Annotated in this window: 10 protein-coding genes; 3 read left to right on the top strand and 7 right to left on the bottom strand. The window is 70.6% G+C overall.

Annotated elements, in window-relative coordinates; all coding sequences use genetic code 11:
* Positions 1-9: 9 nt before the first annotated feature.
* Positions 10-1,335 carry a restriction endonuclease fold toxin 5 domain-containing protein gene (locus NR810_RS06205; RefSeq protein WP_257449320.1) on the bottom strand — a complete coding sequence of 442 codons (1,326 nt, stop codon included), beginning with the start codon at positions 1,333-1,335 and terminating at the stop codon, positions 10-12.
* Between the two features lie 458 nt (positions 1,336-1,793).
* Between NR810_RS06205 and NR810_RS06200 the strand changes: the two genes are divergently transcribed.
* Together NR810_RS06200 and NR810_RS52030 are read left to right on the top strand one after the other, a co-directional pair.
* Positions 1,794-3,152 carry a peptidase MA family metallohydrolase gene (locus NR810_RS06200; RefSeq protein WP_257448909.1) on the top strand — a complete coding sequence of 453 codons (1,359 nt, stop codon included), beginning with the start codon at positions 1,794-1,796 and terminating at the stop codon, positions 3,150-3,152.
* A gap of 128 nt (positions 3,153-3,280) precedes the next feature.
* Positions 3,281-8,218 carry a DUF6982 domain-containing protein gene (locus tag NR810_RS52030; protein WP_306817896.1) on the top strand — a complete coding sequence of 1,646 codons (4,938 nt, stop codon included), beginning with the start codon at positions 3,281-3,283 and terminating at the stop codon, positions 8,216-8,218.
* A 75-nt stretch (positions 8,219-8,293) separates the two neighbouring features.
* Here NR810_RS52030 and NR810_RS06190 read toward each other — a convergent pair whose 3' ends face one another.
* Both NR810_RS06190 and NR810_RS06185 read right to left on the bottom strand, forming a co-directional pair.
* On the bottom strand, positions 8,294-8,950 hold the full coding sequence (locus NR810_RS06190) for a YceI family protein (protein ID WP_257448907.1): 657 nt from the start codon (positions 8,948-8,950) through the stop codon (positions 8,294-8,296).
* Between the two features lie 39 nt (positions 8,951-8,989).
* A complete protein-coding gene (locus tag NR810_RS06185; RefSeq protein ID WP_257448905.1) occupies positions 8,990-9,856 on the bottom strand; it encodes a dioxygenase family protein in 867 nt (288 codons plus the stop codon).
* A 139-nt stretch (positions 9,857-9,995) separates the two neighbouring features.
* Here NR810_RS06185 and NR810_RS06175 point away from each other — a divergent pair, with 139 nt between their 5' ends.
* Complete coding sequence (locus tag NR810_RS06175; protein ID WP_407653759.1) at positions 9,996-11,636, top strand: sigma 54-interacting transcriptional regulator; 1,641 nt, start codon at positions 9,996-9,998, stop codon at positions 11,634-11,636.
* Between the two features lie 20 nt (positions 11,637-11,656).
* Here the strand turns inward: NR810_RS06175 and NR810_RS06170 are convergent, their stop codons facing one another.
* The 4 genes from NR810_RS06170 to NR810_RS06155 all read right to left on the bottom strand — a co-directional run bounded on the left by NR810_RS06170 (position 11,657) and on the right by NR810_RS06155 (position 14,339).
* Complete coding sequence (locus NR810_RS06170; protein ID WP_306817895.1) at positions 11,657-12,313, bottom strand: rhomboid family intramembrane serine protease; 657 nt, start codon at positions 12,311-12,313, stop codon at positions 11,657-11,659.
* A 225-nt stretch (positions 12,314-12,538) separates the two neighbouring features.
* Positions 12,539-12,736, bottom strand: a complete 198-nt coding sequence (locus NR810_RS06165; RefSeq protein ID WP_204225761.1) for a hypothetical protein — start codon at positions 12,734-12,736, stop codon at positions 12,539-12,541.
* Between the two features lie 152 nt (positions 12,737-12,888).
* The gene (locus NR810_RS06160; protein WP_257448899.1) at positions 12,889-13,104 is read right to left on the bottom strand and encodes a hypothetical protein; all 216 of its coding nucleotides are present in this window, start codon (positions 13,102-13,104) and stop codon (positions 12,889-12,891) included.
* Between the two features lie 38 nt (positions 13,105-13,142).
* Positions 13,143-14,339, bottom strand: a complete 1,197-nt coding sequence (locus NR810_RS06155) for an acetyl-CoA C-acetyltransferase (RefSeq protein ID WP_257448897.1) — start codon at positions 14,337-14,339, stop codon at positions 13,143-13,145.
* Positions 14,340-14,387 lie beyond the last annotated feature (48 nt).

Raw genomic sequence — 14,387 nt, 5'->3', positions numbered from 1 at the left:
GGCTCAGGGCTACGGCGGAGTATGAACCACGTCAATGCCCTTGATCTCCGCGTCCTTGAACAGCTTTCTCAGGATGGCAACCATCCTGGGCTCCGCCACATGCCAGCGGATGGGCGTACCGTTGGCGACCCGGAGTTGCCGTGCGGCCTGTCTGACGAGCCGATCGACTCCCTTGAAATAAGGCTTGGGGTCGAGGTTCACATCGAAGTGCTTGTCGTAGCCGAGGCCCTTGCTCTCCAGCAGGATGCCCTCGTCGAAGCCATCGAAGTCCGCCCTCTCGCCACCGAAGAGCACGCGGTAGACCCAGCCTGCGGGCGCCCTCGTTATCTTGTTCTGGAACTTGCGTGAGCGGGCCGACATACGCTCGTTCTTGGGCACCCACTGGCCCGGTCCACCCACAGGCGGCGTCCAGGTACTACCACCCGCCACGGCCACGCCCACGCTGGCCATGTGCAGCACGTACGTGGCGCTGAGCGCCTGACCCGCCACGGCGATGGCACGGCCGGGCACCGCCACCAGCCGCAGCGCCAGCACGCCATCTCCCGTCAGCGAGAAAACGGGCACGGCGAGCCGTCCCATCCTGCTCCCCCACGTGGCGGCCTGTACCGCGCCTTCCCCGGCGGTGCCCACCATCAGCACCACGCCGGTGACCAGGCGCGACACGCCCCGCACCTGCTCGCCGGAGGGCTTGTGCCGGAATGACTCCCAATATTCGGGGGCGTTGCGCACCAACTGGCGCACCGCGCCCGGGAGTTGGGCGAGACCCTCCGCGGTCTCGATGGGGTGGAAGATGACGCGGTAGAGCCCCTCCACCGTGTCCGCCAGCGCCAGGGCCGCCCCCTCCAACGCGGGCAGCAGCACGCCGTCATCCGGCTCGTAGGCACCGAGGGGTAGTGCCCCCCGTGGTACTTCCAGCGCCGCATCCACCGGCCACAGGCGTCTGTCCTCGATGGCGTAGAAGGGGCCCAACTCGTAGCGGCCGGCGCGCAGCGTGCCGTCCTGGGCCACCGTCACCTCGCCCACCTTCTGTCTGGCCTCGCCCGTGACTGCCAGCACCAGGTAGCCGTCCGGCCGCAGCACCAGCAGCCGGTGGAAGCGGTCCATGCGCGCGTGCAGTTCCTGGCGCGACACGGGCCGCTCACCCGTGGCCACCTCCAGCAACAGCCAGGCCGCCATGCGCCGCTGGGCGAAGTTGCCCAGGGTCACCGGCGTGGAGAGCAGGTGCGGCAGCAGTTGCAAGGCCTGCTCGGGGGAGAGGGTGCGCCCATCCTCGGGCAGTGCGTCAGCGGGCACACCCACGTGCGCGAGGAAGCCCTGGAAGTAGTCCACGCTCATGGGCACGGTGTGAGGGCGGCCATCGCCTACGCCGTCGGGCCACCCCGCCCAGCCCTCGCCCCAGTCCTCCAACGGCTCGTCCCCACCCGCCGGGTGGCGCGTGGGAGCACGAAACGGGGCTCTGGGTACGCTCCCCGCCAACGCGGGGACGTTCTCGTCCAGGTCAAGGTCACCTTCCCCATCACCGACCCCATCGGCATTACTCTCGACTTCGGTGAAGGACGGCCACGGCGAGCCCTGAGATGCCCTGGGTTCAACGGTGGCACACCCGGGCAACACCATCAGGGCGACCATGAGCAGCACGGAAATGGGGTATCCCCGCCCGCGAGGACAAGGGCCTGGGGACTGCACACACATGGCGAGCCTCCTTAAAGAGGGTCCGAGGCGGTCCGCTCCGGACTCTACCTCCGGAAAGCCCCCCTTCGTCCCGGGGCAGGGGCTCGGCCATACTGCGCCCCATGCGTGCCCTGCTCCTCGCCGCCCTGCTCTCCGCCAATCCTCCCCCGACGCCCGCGCAGGCCCAGAAGCTCGCCACCCAGCGCGCGTGGGAAGACCTGTACCTCGCCTGGTCCTCCGTGGACCCCAAGGGCTACGAACCGCCCCAGCGCCGGACCATCGCCTCCTCGCTCCTCAAGGGCTGTGAGGCCCTCGCCGGCTCCGACGCCGTGATGGCGTACTCGCTCGGAGAGCGCGCCGTGCTCTTCGAGGAGACGGCCGCCGGGCTGCGCTGCCTGGCCCGCACCGCGCTCGCCACCGACCAGCGCGGCGCCGCCGAGGACGCCCTGCGCCGCGGACTCACGCGCTTCCCCAAGGACGGCCACTTCGGACTGGAGCTGGGCCGGCTCATGCTGGAGGACAAGGATCCCCAGGGCGCCATCGCCGCGCTGAGCAAGGTGCCACCACGCTCGCCCGAGGCCGCCAAGGCCCGGGCCCTGCTGCAGAAGGCCCGCGGTGAGTCCGCCGAGGAGAACCAGTCACGCGCCACCGCCCTCGCCATCGAGCGCCGCTTCACGGGCGAGGACGGCAAGGGCTCCGTCCAGCCGGCCTCGGGCTCCTCGGGCCTCGCCTACGAGTCCGGCATGGGCGAGGACGGCATGCGCACCCGCGCCAACAACCGCTTCGTGGTGAAGTACTTCAACAACGCGCGCGACTTCGGCCAGCGCGCCGAGTACGAGGGCCGCATCGTCTCCGCGCTCGACGAGGCCTACGTCCACACGCGCCAGGTGCTGGGCGAGGCGCGCGAGGCCCCCGTCGACGTCATCCTCTACACCCGCGAGGAGTTCCGCACCCACCAGGGCGCCGCCCTCGCTCGCGCCGTGGCCGGGCTGTACTCGGATGGCGCCATCCGCATCAACGACGCCGCCGAGCTCACCCAGCAGACCAAGGCCACCCTCGTCCACGAGTACGTGCACTCCGTGGTGGATGACCTCGTCCGCGCCGCCGCTGGCGGCCAGCACGTCCCCATCTGGCTCAACGAGGGCCTGGCCGAGTACGTCGAGTGGCGCTACCTGGGCAGCGACAAGCCGCCCTACGCGCTGGCCACCCGCCTGCGCGCCGCGGCTCAGTCCGGCCAGCTCCCCCGCCTGTCCCAGATGGCCGGGCAGGCCCTCATCCACCAGAGCGACCCCGCCCTCGCCTATGGCACCTCGGCCGTGGCCGTCCGGGAGCTGCTGGGCGAGGGAGGGCCCACCCGGCTGCTCGGCCTCATCCGCGAGGTAGGCCAGGGCACCCCCTTCGAGCAGGCCCTCCAACAGCGCTATGGCCGAGGGGTCCCCGAACTGGAGGCCGCCGTGAAGGCCGCTCTCTCGCGGAGGTAACGGGCGGGCTGAATCCGCGTCCGCGAAGTTTACCCCTCCTCCTGAGTCTCCTAGACTCGCGCGGAATTTTATTTGGCTTCAGGCGCTGCGGCTGAAGCTCCGGCCCAGGACCCGCAGCGAGGTGATGGATGTCCGACACGCGTGCGGCGATGAGGGAGTTTCGCTTCCTGGACGAGAAGCGGACGCGGGGAAATATTTCCCCCGCGGAGGAAGCTCGTTGGAACGAGCTGCGTGGGTCCCTGGGTGACCAGGGAACGCCTGCCCAGGAGTCCGCCGTGGCCATGGACCCAGCGCAGCAGCCCCAGGGCTACTACGGCGCCGATGGCCAGTGGTACGCCTACCCCGCCCAGGGCTACGACCCCCACCAGGGTTACGATCCCCATCAGGCCTACGACCCCAACCAGGCCTACGCCCAGCAGCCCCAGGGCTACTACGGCGCCGATGGCCAGTGGTACGCCTACCCCGCGGGCTACGATCCCAACCAGGCCTACGACCCCAACCAGGCCTACGACCCCAACCAGGCCTACGATCCCAACCAGGCCTACGCCCAGCAGCCCCAGGGCTACTACGGCGCCGATGGCCAGTGGTACGCCTACCCCGCCCAGGGCTACGACCCCCACCAGGGCCAGGATCCCTACGCGCAGCCCCAGGGCTATTACGGCGCCGATGGCCAGTGGTACGCCTACCCCGCCCAGGGCTACGACCCCCACCAGGGCCAGGATCCCTACGCGTCCCCGCAGGGTCAGCCCTACCCGGCCGAGCCGCAGCAGGACGCCCCCAGCTACGCGCAGCCACCGGCCGCCGCCCATCCGGTGGTGCCCGGGTACGTGCCGCAGCAGCCGCATCCGATGCCGGATCCGGTCAAGATCAGCCTCGAGAGCGAGAACCTCGACATCCCCGCGCTGAGCGAGCCGGCGCCCTGGGCCGAGCCCGAGCCCACCCCGGAGCCCCTCGAGCCCACCGCTTCCGAGCCGGAGCCGGAGCCCGAGCCACTCGACGCGGCGGAGCCCGCCACCGACGACGTCTTCGAGGTGTCCGACACCGACGTCTCGCCCGTGAGCGAGGCCATCCCCATCCCCGAGAGCGTTCCCGAGTCGGTCGACATGAGCGACTGGAACGACGTCACCGCTCCCTCGACGGCCTCGCTCACGCAGCGGCAGCCGGTGCTCGCGGCCACGCCTCCGGCGGATTCCTCGGGGCCCATCGAGCTGGGCGAGGATGACTTCTCCTCGCTCAACTCCGACCTGGCGCAGCCCGCTCCCGCCTCCGAGCCGCCCGTGGCCGAGGTGCCACTGACGCCCAACCGGACCATCGAGGTGAGTGCCTCCGACATCGAGCTGATCGAGTCCGAGGCCGACATGCTCCCGGCCGAGCCGCTGCTCACCGCGGAGCCCATCTCCGCGCCCGAGCCGGTACTCGCCCAGGAGCCCTCGGCGCCTGTCGCGGACGAATGGGCCTCCGCGCCGCTCGCGGTGGACATGGAGCCGGGCGCCTCCACGTCCTCCCACGCGGACGATCCGGACCTCGCCCTGCTCGAGGATCCGAGCTACCGGATGGAGATCACCGCGTCGTACGCGCTGCCCGCGTACCCGGAACCCCGCCCCCTCGTGTCCACGCTGGACGTGAACGACGTCCAGGCGGAGAACCCCCCGCCCGGCGCGGCCGACGAGACTCCCACGTTCGACGTCTCCGACCTCGAGGCCACGCCCGAGCCCGCCGCGGAAGCGGCCCCGGCGATGGAGATGCCGTGGCAGACCTCCGAGGACATGGCGGCGCTCGAGGCGAGCCCCACCGACGAGGACGCGTCTCCCGCCACGGGAGAATATGGCGTGGGGCAGCCCACCTTCGACGTCGTCGACCTCGGCGCGGAGAGCACGCCCCCGATGCCGGCTCCGGGCTTCCCGTCCGAGGCGCACGTGCCCTCGCTGGCGCTGCATCCGGTGAGGGTCGCGCCCGACCTGCAAGCGGACACCGTCCAGGTCACCGACTCGTTCGATCCCGAGGCCGCGCAGCCCGCCGCGTGGGGCGCGCCAGCGGAGCGCAACGAGGTGGTGGACTCGGGCGAGCCGCTGTTCGGCTCGGGCGGCTCGGGCGACCCGGGCGATCCCGTGCCGCTCGCGAACACGAACGAGTTCCTGGGTCACGCGGACGCGGCCGGCACGGGCGTGACGGACGAGGCCGTGCCGCTCGAGGCGACGGAGGCCAGCGCGAGCTGGAGCACGGCCGAGGGTGAGGGCACCGGAACGGGGCTCCAGCTGGAGAGCGCGGCGGAGTACATGAGCACGCCGGAGTTCGCGGCGGCCAGCTCCACCTGGGGCCATCAGCCGGGGAGCGAGGGTGCCGGAGAGAGCGCCGAGCCTCAGCCCGAGGACACCACGGCATACGGCACACCTTTGAGCGAGAGCGGCGAGCTGCCGTCGATCGAGGCACAGCCCGAGTGGGCCACGCCCGCCGAGGAGCAGGCGCCCATCGAGGTGCAGGGCGAGTGGTCCACCGCCGAAGCCACCGCCGAGCCCCAGCCCGAGTGGTCCGCTCCCATGGAGGAGCAGGCCCCCATCGAGGTGCAGGCCGAGTGGGCCACCTCCGAGCCCTCCGCCACCGAGCCCCAGTCTGAGTGGTCCGCTCCCATGGAGGAGCAGGCCCCCATCGAGGTGCAGGCAGAGTGGGCTACCTCCGAGTCCCAGCCCGTCGCCGAGGCACAGCCCGAGTGGGCCACTCCCGCCGAGGAGCAGGCTCCCATCGAGGTGCAGGCCGAGTGGGCCACCTCCGAGCCCCAGCCCGAGTGGGCCACTCCCGTCGAGGAGCAGCCCCTCATGGAGGCCCAGCCCGAGTGGGCCACCTCCGAGCCCCAGCCCACCGCCGAGGTCCAGCCTGAATGGTCTGCTCCTGTCGAGGAGCAGCCGCTCATGGAGGCCCAGCCCGAGTGGGCCACCTCCGAGCCCTCCGCCGCGGCCGAGCCCCAGCCTGAGTGGGCCACGCCCGCCGAGGAGCAGGCGCCCATCGAGGTGCAGGCAGAGTGGGCCACCGCCGAGACCTCCGCCACGGCCGAGCCCCAGCCCGAGTGGGCCACTCCCACCGAGGAGCAGCCGCTCATGGAGGCTCAGCCCGAATGGGCCACCTCCGAGCCCTCCGCCACGGCCGAGCCCCAGCCCGAGTGGTCTGCGCCCGCCGAGGAGCAGCCGCTCATGGAGGCTCAGCCTGAGTGGGCCACCTCCGAGCCCTCCGCCACGGCCGAGCCCCAGCCCGAGTGGTCTGCGCCCGCCGAGGAGCAGCCGCTCATGGAGGCTCAGCCTGAGTGGGCCACCTCCGAGCCCCAGCCTGTCGCCGAGGCTCAGCCCGAGTGGGCCACGCCTGTCGAAGAGCAGCCGCTCATGGAGGCCCAGCCTGAGTGGGCCACCTCCGAGCCCCAGCCTGTCGCCGAGGCTCAGCCCGAGTGGGCCACGCCTGTCGAGGAGCAGCCCCTCATGGAGGCCCAGCCTGAGTGGGCCACCTCCGAGCCCCAGCCTGTCGCCGAGGCTCAGCCCCAGTGGGCCGCTCCTGTCGAGGAGCAGCCTCTCATGGAGGCTCAGCCCGAGTGGGCCGCGCCCGCCGAGGAGCAGCCCCTCATGGAGGCTCAGCCCGAGTGGGCTACGCCCGCCGAGGAGCAGCCCCTCATGGAGGCTCAGCCCGAGTGGGCCACGCCTGCCGAGGAGCAGCCCCTCATGGAGGCCCAGCCCGAGTGGGCAACCTCCGAGCCCCAGCCTGTCGCCGAGCCCCAGCCCGAGTGGGCCGCAGGTGGCGCCACGCAGGATTGGAACGCCGCTGCCGCCGAGCAGCCGCAGCCCGACTGGAACGCTCCGGTCGAGGCCCAGACCGAGTGGGGCTCGCCCGTCGAGGAGGTCCAGCCCGAGTGGGGGACGCCGGAGTCGTCCGCGGCTCCGGCCGCGTCGCCCGAGTGGTCCGCTCAGGGTGGCGAGACCTCGCCCCAGGGCGAGTGGGCCAGCGCGCCCGCGGAGACGGCCTGGAGCGCGCCCGCCACGGATGCGGCGGGATGGAACACGCAGCAGGCCGAGAGCCAGGGTGAGTGGGGTGCGACCGCCCACGACGCCGCGCCCATGAGCCCTGGCGGTGACGCGTCCATGTTCGGCACGAGTGGCTCCTGGTCCGCGGACGAATCGGCGGATCCGCAGGCCCACTGGTCCGGCCAGGAGCAGGCACCCGCCTGGGGCCAGGGAGACAGCCTCGCCACGGCTGTCGAGGAGACGGCCAGCTACGCGCCCGCCCCCGAGGCCGACCTGCCCATCATGGAGGCCGAGCCCGAGATGCCGGTGATGGCGACGCCTCCGCCCGCCCCCGAGCCCGACCTGCCCATCATGGAGGCCGAGCCCGAGATGCCGGTGATCGATCTGGCGGCGCCCGAGGCCGACCTGCCCATCATGGAGGCCGAGCCCGAGATGCCGGAGATCGACCTCTCGGAGGACATCGTGGAGCAACCGCCCGCGATGGCCGTGCCGCCTCCGGCTCCCGTGGCCAGGGCCCCGGTGGCTCCCGTGCCGCCTCCGGCTCCCGCGATGGCTCCGAAGGCTCCCGCGAAGCCCTCCGCGGTCGCGGCTCCGGTGCTCGTGCCCGGCGCACCGCCTCCGCGTGCCACGCTCCAATCCATACCGGCCGTGTCGGCCACTCCGTCCGCCTCGGCCGTCATCGCCCCCGTCAACGCGTTCATCGACGGCGAGCACCGCGTCATCATCCACACCGTGGAGGGCCAGGTGAAGCGCGGCGCCATCCGCGACGTGGACCTGCTCGACGAGGTCATCCCGCTCGAGCAGCAGACCGGCTTCGCTCCCGAGCGGATCCCCGTCACCCGCGTGAAGGCCATCTTCTTCATGCTCGCCACCGGCAGCCGTCCGCCGCAGCCGGACGGACAGAAGATCCGCGTCACCTTCACCGACGGACGCCAGGTGGCCGGCTTCTCCCACGACTACAAGGGCACCGGTCAGGGCTTCTTCGTCATCCCCGCCGACACGCGCACCAACACCTCGCGCATCTTCATCTACCGCGCGAGCGTGCAGGCCGTCGCCGAGGGCTGAGCCGCCCCCCGAAAATGAAAGAGGGGCCTCGTCACCGAGGCCCCTCCGGGCAACCGCCCTACCCTGCTTGAAGGACTACTTGGAGTCCTTGGCCGACTTGGCCGGGGCCGCCTTGGCGGGAGCCGCCGCCGCCGGAGCCGCGTCCTTCTTCTTGTTCAGCTCCACGTCGATGGTGATGGCGACCTCCTCGCCCACCGCCACGCCGCCGGTCTCGAGGACGCTGTTGTAGGTCAGGCCGAAGTCCTTGCGGTTGATCTTCGTGGTGGCCACGCCGCCGCGCTTGATGTTGCCCCAGGGATCCTTCGACTCGGTGGTGAAGCCCTCCACGTCCAGCACCACCGGCTTGGTCACGCCGTGCATGGTGAGGTTGCCGGACACCTTCAGGTTCTCACCGGCCTTCTCCACCTTCGTCGACTTGAAGGTGATGGTGGGGTACTTCGCGGTGTCGAAGAAGTCCGCGTTGCGCAGGTGCTCGTCGCGCTTGGGCTCGTTGGTGTTGATGGTGGAGGCGTCGATGGTGGCCTCCACGGTCGACTTGGTGATGTCCTTCTCGTCGATGTTGGCCTTGCCGGTCACCTTCGCGAAGGAGCCACGCACGTTCGACACCATCATGTGCTTCACGGAGAACTGGGCGCTCGAGTGGCCCGGGTCGATCTCATACTCGGCGGCGAACGCGAGGGAAGGGGCGGCGAGCACGAGAGCGGCAACGGCGGGCTTGAGGGACAGCTTCATGGTGTTTCTCTCCAGTTGGGACTGCGAACGACGGGGGTTTCATCCACGCAGCACGAAGCTGCGCATGGACAGACTCGAGTAATGGAAGCCCTCGAAGACGGGGGTGACGCGCTCCTCGGGGAGGGCCGCACCGAGGGCGAAGAAGATCGGTAGGAAATGTTCGGCACTGGGATGCGCGAGCCGCGCATGCGGTGCGCTCGTCCACGACTGTATCCCAGCGAAGTCGCGGGCCGCGAGACGCTCGCCCACCCACGCATCGAACTCGCCCGCCCAGGATGCAGCGGGTGCGGATTTATCCTGCCAGGCCAACCGGCGCAGATTGTGGGTGATGCCACCGCTGCCCATGAGGAGCACGCCCTCGGCGCGCAGCGGGCGCAGCGCCTCGCCCATCTTCGCCACGTCCGCCGCGGATGCACCCCAGGGCAAAGACACCTGCACCACCGGTGTGCGCGCCGCCGGAAAGGCCAGCCGCAGCGGTATCCACGTGCCATGGTCCAGCCCGCGGCTGGCATCCGCCGTGGCCGGAAGCCCCGCCGCGCCCAGCCGCGCCACGATGTCGCGCGCCAGCTCGGGCGCTCCGGGGCTCGGATACTTCAATTGATAGAGCGGCTCCGGAAAGCCGCCGAAGTCATAGATGAGCGGAGGGGCCTCGGAGGCGGTGACGCGCACCCCGCCCGGCGTCTCCCAGTGCGCGGACACCACCACCAGCGCTCGCGGTGCCACGCTCTCGCCGAAGGCCTTCATCGCCTGGGGGAACGCGTCCGTCTCCAGCGCCACCATGGGCGAGCCGTGGGACACGAAGAGCGCCGGAGCCACCGCCGTCCCCTTGGTGCTCCCCAGCGCGCCCGCCACGCCGGCGGCCGCCGCTCCCTGCAACACCTCGCGTCGATTCAGGTCCGAGCTCATCTCGCGGGGACTTCATAGCAACCCCCGGGCCAGGAAAGTCAACCCGCCAAGCCCTTGAATTTCCTCAGCCTCTCCCATTCGGCTCGCATTGGCACTCTCAAAACGATAGAGAAGAGCATCATCCTGAGAGGAAGGCGCCGTGGCGACGAGAATGGAGCTGGACCTGAGGGAGCTGCTGAGCTTCGACCCCCAGGGGGGACTCATCCACTTCGCGGGCCAGCGGGTGCTGCTGTTGGATCCAGTGGTGCTGGGGCTGCTGCGCAAGGAGCTCATCTCCACGGTGGGGATGACGGCGGCGCGGGGCATGCTCACGCGGCTGGGCTTCGCGCATGGCTGGCGGACGGCGGAGACGATGAAGACGGCCTTCCCCTGGGAGGACGAGTCGCAGTGGCGCCGTGCGGGAGGGCGGCTGCACGCGCTACAGGGGCAGGTGGTGATGGAGCGGGTGGAGCGCGGCGCGGAGGACGGCCCGGAGCCGTTCGCGGAGGCGCTGTGGCACGACTCGTACGAGGCGCAGCAGCACCTGCTGCACCTGGGCAAGGCGGAGGAGCCGGTGTGCTGGGCGCTGACGGGCTTCGCCAGCGGCTACATGAGCTACTGCAACGGCAAGCCGGTGTACTGCCTCGAGACGCGCTGCGTGGGCAAGGGAGACCCCGTCTGCCAGGTCATCGGCAAGCCGGAGGAGGAGTGGAGCGCCGAGTGCAAGGAGGCGCTGCGCTTCTACGAGACGCAGTGCATGGAGGGAGCGCTGGCGCAGGTGACGGAGGCGCTCAAGCAGGCCGAGCGCAAGCTGCGGGCGAAGCGCCAGACACTGGCGCGGGTGTCGGGCGTGCCGGAGGATCCGGCGGGAATGCTGGCGCGCACCGAGGCCATGCAGCAGGTGCTGAACCTGGCGCGCCGGGCGGCGAAGGTGGACTCCACGGTGCTCATCACCGGCGAGAGCGGCGTGGGCAAGGAACGCATCGCCCGGCTCATCCACGAGGAGTCGGGCCGGGCGCACAAGGCCTTCGTGGCGGTGAACTGCGCGGCGGTGACGGAGAGCCTCCTGGAGAGCGAGCTGTTCGGCCACACGAAGGGGGCCTTCACCGGGGCCACGCACGACCGGCCGGGCCTCTTCGAGGCGGCGCACGGGGGCACGCTCTTCCTGGACGAGGTGGGCGAGGTGCCGCCGGCGATGCAAGCCAAGCTGCTGCGCGCGCTGCAGGAGAAGGAGGTGCGGCGCGTGGGAGAGAACCAGAGCCGCAAGGTGGACGTGCGCGTGGTGGCGGCCACCAACCGCAACCTCGCGGCGGAGGTGATCGCGGGCCGCTTCCGGCAGGACCTCTACTACCGCCTGCGCGTCATCGAGCTGCGGGTGCCGCCCCTGCGCGAGCGGCGCGACGACATCCTCCCGCTGGCGAGGATGCTGCTGGCGGAGGCGACGGAGCGGCTGGGACGGAGGGTGACGGGGCTGTCGCCGGAAGCGGCGGACCAGCTCCTGCGCTACTCGTGGCCGGGCAACGTGCGCGAGCTGAGCAACGCGCTCGAGCGCGCGGTGGCGCTGTGCGAGGGCTCGCGGGTGGAGAAGGACGATCTCCCGGAGGAGGTGCGCGCGGCGCCGCCGAGCCTGCTGCCGGGAGAATCACCGCGGACGCTCGAGGAGATGGAGCGCGAGTACATCCTCGCGGTGCTGGCCCGGAACGGAGGGAACCGGGCGCGGACGGCGGAGCAGCTCGCCATCGGCGTCGCCACGCTCTACCGCAAGCTGAAGCAGTACGGAGAGCTCGAGCACCCCAACTGAGCTCCCCGCCGCTCGCGGGACTAATTCAAATACTTGTCGTTCGGCCGCTCGCTGGAGATGACGCGCAGGTGCCGCGAGCGCCCCTGCATCTGCCGCTGCAGCCGCCAGTGCTGGAAGCGCAGCCACAGGCGGCGGGGGCTGCCGCCGCGCACGTAGAGGAAGATGATGCCGAGCCCGAACAGCTCGGGGAGCTGGCTGACCCACCCGAAGCGCAGCCCGTTGAGCACGACGAACCCGGCGCCAATGCCCGCCAGGACGTTGCCGGAGACGGGGATGCCCCAGAAGTTCGCCTGCCCGCGCCCGATGGACAGGCCGTAGGCCACCCAGGCCATGGTGCCCATCACCCAACCTCCGGTGTAGGCGCCGGCCACGGGGACGAAGAGCCCCACCAGCACGGTGAGGACTCCGGCCAGCATCGTGCCACCCCACAGCACCTGCAGCAGGCGGCGCGAGCCCCAGCTCATCTCCAGGCCGCCGCCGATGGAGTACAGGGCGAAGGCGCCGAAGATGATGCCGAAGGGCTCGGTCTCGACGAAAGCGTAGGTGAAGGGCTGCCACAAGTGGAGGCCGGGGAAGACGGCCTGGGGCGAGAGCACCAGGAGCCTGCCAATCGTCGCCTGCGCCGCCAGGGTCAACACCGAGCCCACCACGAGCCCGATCGCCAGCTTGGCGGCCATGGATTCCACGCCAGCAAAGCCGAATCCACTACCGCCGCCAGAGCTTCGCATCGGTCGCATCACGTTCCTCCGCTCGGAACACCCGAGAGTCGTCCAAAGGTGGGGAAACGCGGCCCGCTTCGCAACCGTTTCCGTCCACTTCCGAGCGCGCTCAATGGGAAAGGGCGCCCATCCCCGTCCCGGGGAGAGCGCCCTCGAACCGACATCGCCACCGGAGTGTCCGGCTCAGGACTTATGGCGGTAGAACAAGGTGATGGTCAGGCAGTGGAACTCCTTGTCGGAGGACTGCGTGACGATCTTGTCCACCACGTCGACGTTCTGGTTCTCCTTGAGCCACTTGGTGATGTTCTCCCCCATGTTCTCGCGGTCGCGCGCGAGCGTGGTCGAGAACACCTTGACTCCCGTGAAGCTGATGACGCCCATTCCGACCCTCGTGTAGCCGAAGAGATTCCGCAGGTTTACCGCGAGTCTTGACGGCCATCAAGGAAACTGCCCGCAAGAAAACACCCCATCCTACCCGACAGGGTGGGCGAGGGGCCGGAGACGCTCCGCTCCGGCCTCCCCTCGAGGAGCTCTCAGCGCGCGGCCGCGGCGCGGCGGGCCTGGCAGGAGACCTCGTCCTTGCACGAGGGCCCGATGCCGTCCGGGTGGGCCCCCAGCGGCGTCTTGTCACTCTCCTCCACACCACACACCACGCACTTGCGCTTGCGGTTGCGGCGCTCGGCGCGCCGCTGCTCGGCGATCGCCTTGGCCCGCTCCCGGGCCGCCTTCGCATCCAGCTCGTTGCTCATCGTCATGTTCCGTTGGTCGTCTGGAGACCGAAAGGGGGTCAGAGCGCCTCGATCAACAGCGCGATGCCCTGGCCACCGCCGATGCAGGCGGAGCCGATGCCGTAGCGGGCCCCCCGGCGCTTGAGCTCGTAGGCGAGCGTCATGGTGATGCGCGCGCCCGAGGCCCCCAGCGGGTGGCCCACGGCGATGGCGCCACCGTTGACGTTGGTCCGGTCACGCGGCAGCCCCAGCTCCTTCTCCACCGCGAGGTACTGCGGAGCGAAGGCCTCGTTCACCTCGAAGAGCTCCACGTCCCCCAGCTTGCACTGGGCGCGCTCGAGCAGCCGGCGGATGGCGGGCGCCGGGCCGATGCCCATCACCTTCGGGTCGCACCCGGAGATGCCCCAGTTGACGAGCCGGGCAATGGGCGTGAGGCCGTGCTTCTCCACGAAGCTCCGGGTGGCCATCACCATGGAGCCCGCGCCGTCGCAGATGCCGCTGGCGGCGCCCGCGTGCACCACGCCGTCCTTCTTGAAGACCCTGGGCAGCTTCTTCAGGCCCTCCACCGTGGTGTCCGGCCGGTTGTGCTCGTCCCGGGCGAACTGCGTCTCGCCCTTCTTCGTCTTCAGCGTGACGGGGGAGATCTCCTGCTCCAGGCGGCCGGACTCCTGCGCGGCGGCGAAGCGCTTCTGGGTGAGCACGGCGTACTCGTCCACCTGGTCCTGGGTGAGCGAGTAGTCCACCGCGAGCTGCTCGGCGGTGAGGGCCATGGGGTTGCCCGTGTAGCTGTCCGTCAGGGCGCTCCACAGCATGTCCTCCATGCCGCCCTTGCCCAGCGGAATGCCGAAGCGGGCGCCACGGATGACGTGGGGCGCCTGGCTCATGGACTCGGTGCCACCGGCCAGCACGCAGTCGGCCTGCTCGGTGAGCATCATCTCCGCCGCCGTGACGAAGGCCTGGAAGCCCGAGCCGCACAGCCGGTTGACGCCCAGCGCCGGCACCGGTACCGGCACGCCCGTGCGCAGGCCCACGTGGCGCGGCAGATAGATGGCGTCCGCGCTCGTCTGCACCACGTTGCCGTAGATGACGTGCTGGATGGACTCGGGAGACACCTTCGCCTGCGCGAGCGCCGCGCGGGCCGACTCCACGGCCAGCTCCGTGGCGCTCAGATCCTTCAGTGCGCCTCCATAGGTGCCGAACGGGGTACGCTTGCCAGACAGGAAATAGATCTCTTCGGTCTTGGACACGCTCTTCATCGCGGGACGACTCCACACAGGCTGCAAAGATTCGTTCTTCCTACTCCC

Origin of the sequence: Archangium lipolyticum, assembly GCF_024623785.1 — a bacterium.
Taxonomy (GTDB): Bacteria; Myxococcota; Myxococcia; order Myxococcales; family Myxococcaceae; genus Archangium; species Archangium lipolyticum.
The sequence above is the reverse complement of the archived record's forward strand: the minus strand, read 5'-3'. Positions and strand labels throughout refer to the sequence as shown.